At 70.2% G+C, this 11886-nt stretch carries 8 protein-coding genes and 2 pseudogenes; 7 read left to right on the top strand and 3 right to left on the bottom strand.

Annotated elements, in window-relative coordinates; genetic code table 11:
- Positions 1–32 precede the first annotated feature (32 nt).
- Positions 33–890, top strand: coding sequence for an amidohydrolase family protein (locus ABZ896_RS39230; RefSeq protein WP_360939847.1), 858 nt, complete (start codon positions 33–35; stop codon positions 888–890).
- Positions 891–905: 15 nt separating this feature from the next.
- On the opposite strand, the gene ABZ896_RS39225 is transcribed toward ABZ896_RS39230, so the two are convergent.
- Positions 906–1757 carry a PaaX family transcriptional regulator C-terminal domain-containing protein gene (locus ABZ896_RS39225; RefSeq protein ID WP_360939845.1) on the bottom strand — a complete coding sequence of 284 codons (852 nt, stop codon included), beginning with the start codon at positions 1755–1757 and terminating at the stop codon, positions 906–908.
- 316 nt (positions 1758–2073) lie between these two features.
- On the opposite strand from ABZ896_RS39225, the gene ABZ896_RS39220 reads away from it, so the two are divergent.
- Complete coding sequence (locus tag ABZ896_RS39220) at positions 2074–3714, top strand: hypothetical protein (RefSeq protein WP_360939843.1); 1641 nt, start codon at positions 2074–2076, stop codon at positions 3712–3714.
- A 31-nt stretch (positions 3715–3745) separates the two neighbouring features.
- Here the strand turns inward: ABZ896_RS39220 and ABZ896_RS39215 are convergent, their stop codons facing one another.
- Complete coding sequence (locus tag ABZ896_RS39215) at positions 3746–4771, bottom strand: LacI family DNA-binding transcriptional regulator (protein WP_360939841.1); 1026 nt, start codon at positions 4769–4771, stop codon at positions 3746–3748.
- Positions 4772–5089: 318 nt separating this feature from the next.
- Here ABZ896_RS39215 and ABZ896_RS39210 point away from each other — a divergent pair, with 318 nt between their 5' ends.
- From ABZ896_RS39210 to ABZ896_RS39190, 5 genes and pseudogenes are all read left to right on the top strand, one after another.
- Positions 5090–6358, top strand: a complete 1269-nt coding sequence (locus ABZ896_RS39210; protein ID WP_360939839.1) for an extracellular solute-binding protein — start codon at positions 5090–5092, stop codon at positions 6356–6358.
- Between the two features lie 84 nt (positions 6359–6442).
- Positions 6443–7315, top strand: coding sequence for a sugar ABC transporter permease (locus ABZ896_RS39205; RefSeq protein ID WP_360939837.1), 873 nt, complete (start codon positions 6443–6445; stop codon positions 7313–7315).
- Between the two features lie 14 nt (positions 7316–7329).
- Entirely contained in the window at positions 7330–8214 is an 885-nt protein-coding gene (locus tag ABZ896_RS39200) for a carbohydrate ABC transporter permease (RefSeq protein WP_360939835.1), read from the top strand.
- A gap of 99 nt (positions 8215–8313) precedes the next feature.
- Complete coding sequence (locus ABZ896_RS39195; RefSeq protein ID WP_360939833.1) at positions 8314–9192, top strand: glycoside hydrolase family 43 protein; 879 nt, start codon at positions 8314–8316, stop codon at positions 9190–9192.
- Between the two features lie 130 nt (positions 9193–9322).
- Positions 9323–11764 (top strand): annotated as a pseudogene (locus ABZ896_RS39190) (carbohydrate binding domain-containing protein); the annotation flags it as partial.
- A gap of 43 nt (positions 11765–11807) precedes the next feature.
- Here the strand turns inward: ABZ896_RS39190 and ABZ896_RS39185 are convergent.
- A pseudogene (locus tag ABZ896_RS39185) lies at positions 11808–11886 on the bottom strand (peptide-methionine (S)-S-oxide reductase); the annotation flags it as partial.

Raw genomic sequence — 11886 nt, 5'->3', positions numbered from 1 at the left:
TCGTGCTCGGGTCTCGTCCGGAGGAGGGTTCTGTGATCGACGGCGACACCGTGGTCGACGCGCACGTCCACGTGCCGAGGCTGTCCACGCTCAAGCCCGCCTGGTTCCAGTGGGCGGACACCTTCTCCGGCGACCACCCGTGGCGGGAGGCCTACGACGAGCGGGGCGACCCGGTTCCCGAGCTGCTCGACGCGCTCCTGGAGGCCGAGGGCGTGGGCCGGGCGCTGCTGTTCTGCGAGTACAGCCCGCGGGCCACCGGCATCCAGCCGATCGAGGACCTCCTGCCGGTCGTCGCGCACAACCCGGTCCGCTTCCGGCTGGTCGCGAACGTCAATCCGCACCTGCACCATCCGCTCGCGGCGGAGGCCGAGCGCCAGCTGGACCTCGGCGCGGTCGCCGTCAAACTCCACCCCGTGCACGGCGGGTTCGATCCGTCCGACAAGGAGCTGTACCCCCTGTACGCGCTGTGCGCCGAGCGGGGCGTCCCGGTCGTCGTGCACTCCGGCACCTCCAGCTTTCCCGGCGCCCGCGCCCGGTTCGGCGACCCCCAGCTCATGCTGGACGTCGTGGAGGACTTCCCCGACGTCCAGGTCGTCTTCGCGCACGGCGGCCGGGGCTGGTGGTACGACACCGCGGCCTTCCTCGCCGTCACGCGCCCGAACGTCTGGCTCGACCTCGCCGGACTGCCACCGCGCAAACTCCCCGAGTACTACGCCCGGTTCGACCTGGAACGACTGGCCGCGCGGTGGATCTTCGGCACCGACTGGCCGGGAGTTCCGGGAGCCGCCCGCAACATCGCCGCCCTTCGCTCCCTGGGCCTGCCCGAGGACACCGTACGCGCGGTGCTGTCCGGCAACGCGGCCAAGGTGTTTCCGGGTCTCGGGGTGTGAGCGCCCCGGGACGCCTCAACCCGCGGACTGCCCCTGCGTCAGTTCCTCCCAGCACCGTAGCGCCACCGGGGCCCACTCCGCGTGCCTGCTCCGGAACAAGTCGGCCGCCTTCGCGCCGCTCCAGCCCGGGGGGAGCAGCCGCGCCGGCAGCCGCGGGTCGAGGAAGGGGAAGCGGCGCCACTCGTGCACCAGCATGGTCTGCGCGGTCAGGACCGCGTCGTCGGCGGGGCGGAGCCCGGTGAACTCGTCCATGAACGCCTCGTAGCGCTCCTCGACCTCGCTGAGGTCCCAGGCGCGCGTCACCATGGCGGTCTCGCTGCCCACCGCCCCGTACGTGGCGGTGAAGGACATCGCGTCGTCGGCGAGCCCGAGCTCCTTGAGGACACCGAGCGCCTCCGTCTCCCGGTCGGCGTGCGGGGTGATCCACAAGCCGGGCTCCGGGGATCCGAAGCCGGCCCAGGTGAGCCGGGTGCGCACCTTGTGGCGCAGGTCCCGCTTCGGCTCCGGGACCGAGACGAGGACGACCAGCCAGGTGCCGGGCCAGGCGCGTTCCTCGCGGCCGAAGGCGTATATCCGCTGCGCGCCCTCGGTCAGAAGCCGTCGGCCCGGCGGAGTGAGCGCCCACCGCACCCGGCGCCCGGCCCGCTCCGAGACCAGCCAGCCCTCGGCCGCGGTCCGGGCGAGGGCCTGGCGGGCCGACTTCTCCTCGACGTCGAAGAGCGCCAGCGCGTCCACGAGCGCCGAGGTCCACACCGGGGCACCCTTCGGCAGGACGTACTCGCCGAGCAGGGTCATCAACAGCGACCGGGCACTGACCTCACCGACCTCCCGGCGCCGACTGACCACTGGGCGTGCTCCCGCCACCATGGGCTTCGCCTCCCTCACCACCGCCACGGAAGCCGACGTCCGTGAGACCACACAATATCGTGTCGTCACGGAAGTTCTCAGTAGAGTCTTGCGGGATGGGTGCACCTGAGCCTCACTGTCCCGACTCGGCCGAAAGGCTGGTGTACGACGCCACCAGGTGCCGCAGGTCCGGCCGAACGGCCGATGTCGTGATCGGCCCCGGCGGAAAGGATGGAATCGGCCGCTGAACCACACCTGACCAGGCGAAACGTGAGCTTGCGCGAGCGACGCCGTGATTCCTCGGCCGGACCCGTCCCCGAACGGAAGACGTCGTTCCATGCACGCCTCAGTCCTGTCGACCCACGCTCCCGTGCGCCGCGATGGCGCGCCGCCCTCGCCCGCCCCACGGCGCCGGGCGCGTGCCTGGGCGCGACGGCACCGCGTCCCGCTGCTCGCCACCGTGACGATGCTTCCCCTGTACCTGGTCTGGGCGTTCGTCCGGGCCGACGGCGGCGGGGACCTCGCGGCCCAGGAGACATGGGCGCGCTTCGCCGCCGAGCACGGCGGTTCGGCGTACGGCCTGTTCTGGTTCGGCGGCGCGCACACCATGAACTACAGCGTGCTCTCGCCCTACCTCATGGGCATGTTCGGGGTCCGCACGGTGGGCCTCGCCGCCGGGCTGGCCTCCGGCTGGCTGGTCGCGGTCCTGATCGAACGGTCCGGTGTCCGCCGCCCGCTGCCCCCGGCACTGCTGGCGGCGTTCGGCCTGTGGGTCGACGTGGCGGCGGGACGCGTGACGTTCGCCCTCGGGGTCGCCTTCGCCCTGGCCGGCTGCGTGCTGCTGACGGGACGGCGGCGGGCCGTGCTCGCGGCGGGGTACGCGATGCTCGCGACCATGGCGAGCCCCGTGGCGGGACTCTTCCTGGTGACCGCGGGCGCGGCCTACGCACTGCTGCGCGACTGGCCGCGCGCCACCGCGTTCATCGTCCCGCCGGCCGTCGTCGTGGGTCTGACCACGGTGTTCTTCCCGTTCCACGGTCAGGAACCCATGGCGCCCGGACGCATATGGTGGCCGGCCGGGCTGGGTGTGATCGTGGCGGTGTGCGCGCCGAGGCGCTGGCGGGCGGTGAGACTGGGCGCGGCCGTGTACGCCCTCGGCGTCCTGCTCTGCTACGTCGTCCCCTCGCCCATCGGCACGAACGTGGAGCGGCTGGCCCTGCTGTTCGCCCCCGCGATCCTGCTCGCCGCCGCGCTGGAGACACCTCGCCGGGTCCGGCTGCGCCGCGGTGCCCTCGTCCTCGCGCTGGCCGCATCCCTGTTCTGGCTGGGCTCGGGGACACCGGCCTCGTTCGTACGCGGCAGCACCGGCACGCCGGTCTGGGCCACGCACACGCGGGGTGTCGTCCAGGCGCTGGACCGGCTGGGTGCGGACCGCGGTCGGGTGGAGGTCGTACCGGCTCACGACCACCGGGACGCGGCCGTGCTGTCGCCGTATGTGAACATGGCGCGCGGGTGGAACACCCAGCTCGACCGGGAGCGGGGCGCGCTCTTCTACGACGGCACGTTCTCCGAGCGGACCTACCGGGCGTGGCTGGACCGTTGGGCCGTCGGCTTCGTGGTGGTGCCGGCGACCGAGCCCGACCGGTACGGCGAGGCCGAGGCGCGGCTCCTGCACGAAGGCCCCGGCTGGCTGGAGCCCGTCTGGAAGGACGCCTACTGGCGGCTGTACCGGGTCCGGGACGCGGTGCCGCTGGCGTCGGCCCCCGCGACCGTGGTGCGCACGTCCCCGGCCGAACTGGACCTTCACATACCGAGGACCGGTTCCGTGCTGGTCCGGGTCGCGTACTCGCCCTGGCTGCACGCGGACGGCGCCTGCGTGAGCCGGGAGGGGGAGTTCACCCGGGTGACGGTCGACGGACCGGGCGTCTACCGACTCGGTTCCGACTACCGTACGGCCGCCTCCGGGACCCGGTGCTGAGCCTGGCGAGGTCTGCGTCGGTCGACGTGCCTCAGGAGCGGTCGTCCGTCGCGGCCGGCGGGGCGGTGGAGTTGCGGAGCACCAGGTCGGTGCCCACCTCCATGTGCTCCATGAGCAGCTTCTGCCCGTCGATGAGGGAGAGCAGGGCACGCGCCGCCTTCTGGCCCATGTCGTGCAGCGGCTGGCGCACGGTCGTCAGACCGGGGAAGCTCTGCGCCGCCTGGGGCAGGTCGTCGAAGCCGACCACCGAGAACTCACTGGGCACGTCGAGACCGCTCGCCCGGGCCGCGTCGATGGCGCCGAGCGCCATGAGGTCCGCGCCCGCGACGATCGCCGTGGGCCGGTGCTCGGCGATCAGCCGGGTCGCGGTGCGGAACCCGCTGGCGTAGGAGAAGTCGCAGGACGCGACCAGTTGCTCGTCCACCTTCAGCCCCGCCAGCCGCATCGCGTCCTCGAAGCCCTGGAAGCGGACGGAGGTGCTCTCGAGATCCTCCTCGCCGCGGAGGTAGGCGATCCGGGTGTGGCCCAGGTCGATCAGATGCTGGGTGCCCTGGCGCATGCCGTGGTAGTTGTCGACGGTCAGACGGGGGAGCGGTACGTCCAGGCGCCGGGGGTCGATGATGACGCACGGCAGGTTCTGGCGGCGCAGCAGCGTGACCGTCTCCTTCTCCAGGACCGGCGCGATCATCAGGACGCCGTCGACCAGGCCGCGCCCCAGGAACTCCACCCGGTCCTTCTCCCGCACCGCGTCGTGGTATGAGGCGTTGACGAGCAACTCCTGCTCCGCGCCCGCGAGTTCGTCGGCGACACCGCGCAGGATCTCCAGGCCGTACTGGCTGGTGAGGTCGAGGGCGATCAGACCGATGAGCCCGCTGCGGCCGCCCTTGAGGTTGCGGGCCGAGACGTTGGGCCGGTAGCCGAGACGGCCCGCGACCTCCAGGACACGGCGCCGGGTCTCCTCCGAGGCCCCCGGCTTGCCGTTCATGACGTTGGACACGGTCATCGCGGAGACGCCGGCTTCCTCGGCCACCTGCGCGATGGTCACCCGCCCTGCCACTCCAACTCCTTCTGTCCGCCGAGCACTTGAGCCGCACCGAAGGCCCGGCCACGTCCGCTCACTCAACCATGAGCCCCTGGGAAACTTCCAGGAAACTGTAACGATAAGGCAGAGGGTGCGCGACTGGAAACCCCTGCGAGCTGGGCATCGATGGCGTCACGAGGGGTGTTCGACAGGCACGGAAAGTTACGTATAGATGTCGCCTAAGTTTTGCGTTACAGTTCCCGGCCATCGGGTCCCACCGACCCCTTTTTCACCGAATCAGTCCCTCTTCAGACAAGACGAGTCGGTCCGTACCGACGATGGGTGAGGTGTGCAATGAAGCATTCCGGGAGACGTGTCGCGACCGCCACCACGGTCGCCGCCCTGGCGCTGTCGCTGGCCGCGTGCGGCGGCGGATCGAGCGGCGCCTCCAGCGACGGCACGGTGACCCTGCATGTGCAGGCGTGGAAGGGCGGCGGCGCGGAACCGGCGAACGTCGCGGAGATCAACAAGGCGTTCGAGAAGGCCCACCCGAAGATCAAGATCGACTTCGAGTACATCACCGCGAACGACACCTACGTCCAGAAGCTCCAGCCCGAACTCCTCGGCGGCAAGGCCGGCGACGTGATCATGGTGGACACGGACAAGATGAAGAAGTGGGGCGCCTCCGGCTACCTCGCCGACCTCTCCAAGGAGTCCTGGGCGAGCGCCATAGCCCCCGACGCCAAGCCCTTCGCCCAGTCCGACGGCAAGACCCTCGCCATGCCGATGGAGCTGATCGGCATCGGCCTGTACGCCAACATGGACCTGCTGAAGAAGGCGGGCGTCACCGAGGTCCCCGCCGACTGGCCGACCTTCCTCGCCGACCTCGCCAAGGTCAAGAAGGCCGGCATCACCCCGATCTCGCTGCCCGACAAGTCCGCCTGGACCGGCAGTTCGGTCTTCCAGGCGAGCGGCTCGACCCTCGTCTACCAGAAGAACAAGCAGTGGGACGCCGACTTCCTGGCCGGCAAGGCGTCCTTCGACCCCGACTGGCAGGGTCCGCTCGACCAGCTGAAGACCCTGGAGGACAAGGGGTACGTCGACTGGAAGAACGAACTCGGCGTCGACGAGTGGTCCCAGGGCCCGCAGAACTTCAGCGCCGGCAAGAGCGCCTTCTGGTACCAGGGCGCCTGGCAGGTCTCCAACGTCAAGAAGGCCGGATTCCCCGTGCGGTTCGCGCCCTGGCCGGGCGGTGCGGCGGGCACCAAGCCCAACGGCATGCTCTTCTCCGGCACGATGTGGGCCGTCAACTCCCAGTCGCAGCAGGGTGACGCGGCACGGGAGTACGTGAAGTTCTGGTCGCAGAGCGAGAACCTCGCCAAGTACCTCGACGCCGAGCACGCGGAGTCGCCGTTCACCGGCGGCACGACCCCCGAGAGCCCCGAGACCACGCCGTTCACCACGGCCTTCAAGGACGGCCGTTACCGGATCCTGCCGTCCGACTCCTGGTACGGCGCCACCGCCGAGACCGAGGTCGGCTCGAAGATCCAGGCCTATCTGCTGGGCAAGGAGTCCGCCGCGCAGACCCTCAAGGACATCCAGACCGCGGCGTCCGCGAAGTAAGCCGCCCCCAGGGCAGCCGTGGTGGGGGTGCCGGGTGGCTCCTGACCGCCCCCGCCACGGCCATTCGGGCAAGAGGAGCCTCCCGTGATCCACCGCCGGCGCGCCACCATGGCCGCCTTCCTGCTTCCGGCGATCGCCGTGTACGCCGTCTTCATGCTGTATCCGCTGGGCCGCGGGATCTACCTGAGCATGACCGACAGCCTCGGCGGACCGATCGCCCACTTCGTCGGCACCGAGCAGTACCGGGCGATGGCCGACGACCCCGACGTCACCGCCGCCCTGTGGCACACCATCCTGTACGCGGCCGTCGTCGTGATCGCCCAGAACGGCCTCGGCCTGCTCTTCGCGAGCATGCTCTTCCGGCGGCCGAAGGTCCGCAAGGCGCTCAGCGTCACCCTGCTGACCCCGACCCTCGTCTCCCCGGTGATGGCCGCCTTCATCTGGTCGTACCTGTTCGCCCCGGACGGCGGCATCAACGCCCTGCTCGGGCTGCTCGGCCTCGACTCGCTGGAGCACGTCTGGCTCGGCGACACCTCCACCGCCCTCTACGCGGTGGCCGCCGTCAACATCTGGATGTTCGCGGGCTACTCCTGCGCCATCTTCCTGGCCGGCTACATGAGCCTGCCCACCGAACTCCTCGACGCGGCCGCGGTCGACGGCGCGAACGGCTGGCGCCGCTTCCGCTCCATCGAGTGGCCCATGCTGGCACCCGCGCTCACCGTCAACGTGACCCTCAGCCTCATCGGCTCCCTGAAGGTCTTCGAGTTCCCGCTGGTCCTCACCAACGGCGGCCCGGCCGGCTCCACCGAGACCCTGACCACCCTCGTCTACCGGAACGTCTTCGGCGGCGGGAAGTTCGCGCTCGGCATCGCCATCTCCGTACTCCTGCTGGTGACCGTGGTCGTCCTGTCCAGCGCCACCTCCTCTCTGCTGCGCCTGCGCGAGCGCCGAATCTGACGGGCGGACCCACCATGACCTCCATCCCGACCCCCATTACGACCTCCACCCCCGTCACCGTCCCCGTCGCCGCCCGCGGACGCCGGATGCTCGGTGGCGTCGGCACCGTGCTGCTCTGCCTCGGCGTGCTGGTGTTCGTCCTGCCGTTCGTGTTCACCGTGCTCACCTCGCTGCGCACCGCGGCCGACGTGGCACGGTCCCCGCTCGGCGTCCCGCACACCTTCACCCTGAAGAACTTCTCGGACGCCTTCTCGCAGATCCACTACGGCCGCAGCGCCCTCAACACCCTGCTGATCACCGGGCTGTCCTGCCTGAGCATCACCGTGCTCGGCTCCCTGGCCAGCTACCCGCTGGCCCGTATCACCCAGGGCTGGTCCACCTGGGTCTACCGGCTGTTCATCGTGGGCACCTCGGTGCCGGTCTTCGTCGTCGTGGCACCGCTGTACCTGCTGATGCGGGACCTGAACCTGCTGGACAACTACGCGGGCGTCGTCTTCGTCTACACGGCGATGTTCCTGCCGGTCGCGGTGTTCTTCTACACCAGCTTCATCCGCTCCATCCCCACCGACCTGGAGGAGGCCGCGGCCCTCGACGGCTGCGGAGCGCTGCGCACCTTCTTCACCGTCATCCTGCCGCTGCTGCGCCCCATCACCAGCACCCTGCTGACCTTCGTCTCGCTCCAGGTGTGGAACGACCTGATCGTCCCGCTGGTGTTCCTCCAGGACCCCGACAAGCGCACGGTCATGGTGAACGCGTACTCGTTCATCGACCCGCACACCGTGCAGCCGACGACCCTCTTCCCGGCCGCGCTGCTCGGCGTGGCGCCGCTCTTCCTGATCTTCGTCTTCCTCCAGCGCCATGTGGTCGCCGGCATGTCCGCCGGTGCCGTCAAGTCCTGACACCAGGACACCGGTTCACCCGCCCACGCCGTACCGCCGCCCGTCGTACGGCCATGCCGTCATGCCCTGCCGCCACCGTCCCGGAAGGACCCCCCACCGATGTACGTGCTCTCCTACTTCACCGACGCCGACGAGGCGCTGCACCTGGCCCACAGCCACGACGGCGAGTCCTTCGTGGCGGTGAACGAGGGGCGGCCGGTCCTGCGCGGCACGGTCGGCACCGGCCGGCTGCGGGACCCGTTCATCGGCGTCGGCCCCGACGGCCTGTTCCACCTGCTCGCCACCGACGGCTGGACCAGCCCGTACATCGTCCACGCCACCTCCGCCGACCTGCTCACCTGGTCCGACCAGCGGCTGGTTCCCGCGATGGCCGGGGTGCCGGGCGCCCTCAACGCCTGGGCCCCGGAGTTCTTCCTGGACCGCGCGACCGGGCTGTACCACCTCATCTGGTCGTCCGTGGTCGAGCCGGGCGGTACCGCCGAGGGCCGGGACTTCGAACACCTCACCCAGGACCACCGCATCTGGCACTGCACCACCGAGGACTTCCGCACCTACTCCGCGCCCGGCGTCTTCTTCGACCCCGGTCACTCCGTCATCGACGCCACCGTCAGGGAGCTGGCCGGCGGCGGCTTCCTCATGGCCTTCAAGGACGAGCGCGGGGTCAACGACACCTCCACCGCCCACAAGGACATCCACCTCACGACGTTCCACACACCCGGCGGCCCGTACGTGACACCGAACGGCCCGGTGACCCCGTCCCTGGCGGAGGGACCCTCACTGTTCCGCCGCGACGGCGACTGGATCATGATCTTCGACCACTTCCTCGAAGGAAGGTACGGCGCGACCCGCAGCCGGGACGGCGTCACCTGGGAGCCGGTCTCGCTGGGCCTGCCGGAGGGCATGCGGCACGCCTCGGTCCTGGAGACGTCGGCCTCCGTCCTCCAGCAGTCCGCCCTGGACGCGCTCGCCGCACGGTAGCCCGCTGCCGCCGCGCGGCGGCCAAGGATCCCGGGCGCTCCGCCGCTTGAGCCGCACGCGCCCGGCGCAGGAAGCCCCGTGTCCCGATCCGCGGCACGGAGGACTCGATCACCCAGTAAGGAGCGTCGCAATGAAGCGTCGCGGAACGACGCGTCCGGCCCGCCGGGCATCCCGCGTTCTGACCCTCCTCGCCATGCTGGCGGGAGCACTCCTGGTCCCGGCCCACGCCGCACTGGCGGCCGGCACCACCTACTACGTGAACTGCTCGGCCGCCACCAACGGCAGCGGCACCCAGGCCAGCCCCTGGAACACCGTCAGCAGCGTCAACGGCACCACCTTCGGCGCGGGCGACAACATCCTCTTCGCGGCTGGCACCACCTGTACCGGCCAGCTCACCCCCGGCGGCTCCGGCGCCTCCGGTAGCCCGATCACCATGGGCGCCTACGGCAGCGGCGCCAAGCCCGTCATCAACGCGAACGGCGCCACCGGCCCCGTCATCCACCTGCTCAACCAGCAGTACTGGGAGATAGGCGGCCTGGAGCTGGTCAACTCCGCCGCCTCGCCCGCCTACCGCTCCGGCGTGCTGGCCGAGAACAGTTCGGGCGGGATCCTGCACCACATCCGGGTGCACGACATGTACATCCACAACATCAGCGGCTGGCCGGGCGGCTGGTACGCCACCAACGCCGGCGTGGGCGTCCAGACCGACCACACCACACCCGTCTCCACCTGGGACGACGTGGTGGTCGAGAACAACACCTTCGACCACGTCGACCGCATCGCCGTCGCCGTCACCCCGGACGGCGACGGCCAGGGCACCGGCCTGACCACCGGCACCGTCATCCGCTCCAACACGATGACCTACGACGGCGCGGACGACATCCTCGTCGTCAAGAACGACGGCGCCCTCATCGACGGCAACAAGGCCGGCTACGGCGGCGCGAAGAACACCTGCCCGCCCTCCGGCCAGTACTGCAACGGCGCCTCGGCCGGCATCTGGATGTCCGGCAGCTCCAACACCGTGGTCCAGAACAACGAGGTCTACTGCCACGTCAACGGCGCCGACGGCACCGGCTACGACGTGGACTGGGGCAACCACAACACCACGTTCCAGTACAACTACAGCCACCAGAACCTCGGCGGCTTCATGCTCGTCATGCCGCCCTTCACCATCGCCAACGAGCCCACCTCGACCGTCCCCAGCGACGGCACCGTGATCCGCTACAACATCAGCGAGAACGACGGCTCCAACGCGGGCTGCCCCACCTCGGGCACCCCCACCCACGGCACCGGCGTCTTCCACTTCGTCGGCGGCGTCCCCAACCAGAGCGGCAGCTCATCCGCGGTCCCGCTCATCTACAACAACAGCATCTACGTCAACAAGAGCGGCCTGAACACCCCGATCCTGTACTCCCGGGCCGGCACCAGCATCTCCGGCGCGCTCTCCTTCAAGAACAACGCGGTCTTCAACTACGGCACCGGCGGCTACTTCTCCACCACGGGCGCGTCCGTCTACTCCAACAACCTCTTCTACGGCAACCACCCGTCCTCCGAGCCCGCCGACTCGGCGAAGGTCACCGCCGACCCGCAGTTCCGCAACCCCGGCAACACGAACGGCTCCTCGTCCTACACCGGCACGAACGCCTACCAGGTGCACCCGTCCTCGCCCGTGATCCGGGCCGGCGCGGTCATCAGCTCCAACGGCGGCAAGGACGCCTTCGGCAACACGGTCTCCGCCACGGCCACCCCCAACATCGGTGCCTACAACGGCACGGGCGGCAACCTGCTCACCAACGCGGGCTTCGAGACGGGTGCGTTGAGCCCCTGGACGCAGGCCAGCGGCACTTCCTCCTCCGTGACGGCGGCGAACGGCCGCACGGGGACCTACGCGCTGACCACAGCGGCGAGCGGCAGCGGCGCGAACCAGGCACTGACCGGCCTCAGCCCCAACACCACGTATCTGCTCACGGGTTGGGCCAAGGTGGCGAACGCGGGGGAGACCCTGGCGATCGGCGTGAAGGACTTCGGCGGCACGGAGACGTACACCAACATCGCCACGACGTCGTACACCCAGGCGGCCGTTCTCTTCACCACCGGCTCGTCCAGCACCTCCGCGACCGTCTACTGCTGGAAGAACTCCGGTGGCAGCGGCGCGGGTTACTGCGACGACCTCGCGGTGGAGCCGCTGACCTCGGCGACCAACGCGATCACCAACCCCGGCTTCGAGACCGGCGCGCTGACGCCCTGGGCGCAGAGCACCGGCACGGCGTCGAGTGTGGCCGCGTCCAACGCCCGCACCGGTACCTACGCCCTCCAGACGGCGGCCAGTGCGAGCGGGGCCATCCAGACGGTGAGCGGTCTGACCGCGGGGAACACCTATCTGCTCGCCGCGTGGGCCAAGGTGGCCACCGCCGGTGAGGAGGTCGCGGTCGGCGTCAAGAGCTTCGGCGGTACGGAAACGTATCTGCGCACCTCGACGACGTCCTACGCCCAGCAGCCGATCTTCTTCACGACGGGCGTACAGGGGCACGGTGTGCAGGCGGCGGCCACCATGGGCCAGCTGCGCAGCGCGGTGCGGGCCTTCGCGCTCGGCGACCGGCCCCCCGACGAGGTCATGAGCAGTACTGCGTGCCCACGTCGTTGCCCTGGCGGAAGCCCTGCGTCGGGTCGTGCGCCTCCCAGAAGGTCTTCAGG

Source organism: Streptomyces sp. NPDC047072 (assembly GCF_040643855.1).
Lineage (GTDB): Bacteria > Actinomycetota > Actinomycetes > Streptomycetales > Streptomycetaceae > Streptomyces.
The sequence above is the reverse complement of the archived record's forward strand: the minus strand, read 5'-3'. Positions and strand labels throughout refer to the sequence as shown.

What these genes read in the sequence shown, in the direction of transcription:
- ABZ896_RS39195 (WP_360939833.1), top strand. Translation starts at nt 8,314, where the DNA reads ATGTACGTGCTCTCCTACTTCACCGACGCCGACGAGGCGCTGCACCTG.
- ABZ896_RS39210 (WP_360939839.1), top strand. Translation starts at nt 5,090, where the DNA reads ATGAAGCATTCCGGGAGACGTGTCGCGACCGCCACCACGGTCGCCGCC.
- ABZ896_RS39200 (WP_360939835.1), top strand. Translation starts at nt 7,330, where the DNA reads ATGACCTCCATCCCGACCCCCATTACGACCTCCACCCCCGTCACCGTC.
- ABZ896_RS39225 (WP_360939845.1), bottom strand. Translation starts at nt 1,757, where the DNA reads ATGGTGGCGGGAGCACGCCCAGTGGTCAGTCGGCGCCGGGAGGTCGGT.
- ABZ896_RS39220 (WP_360939843.1), top strand. Translation starts at nt 2,074, where the DNA reads ATGCACGCCTCAGTCCTGTCGACCCACGCTCCCGTGCGCCGCGATGGC.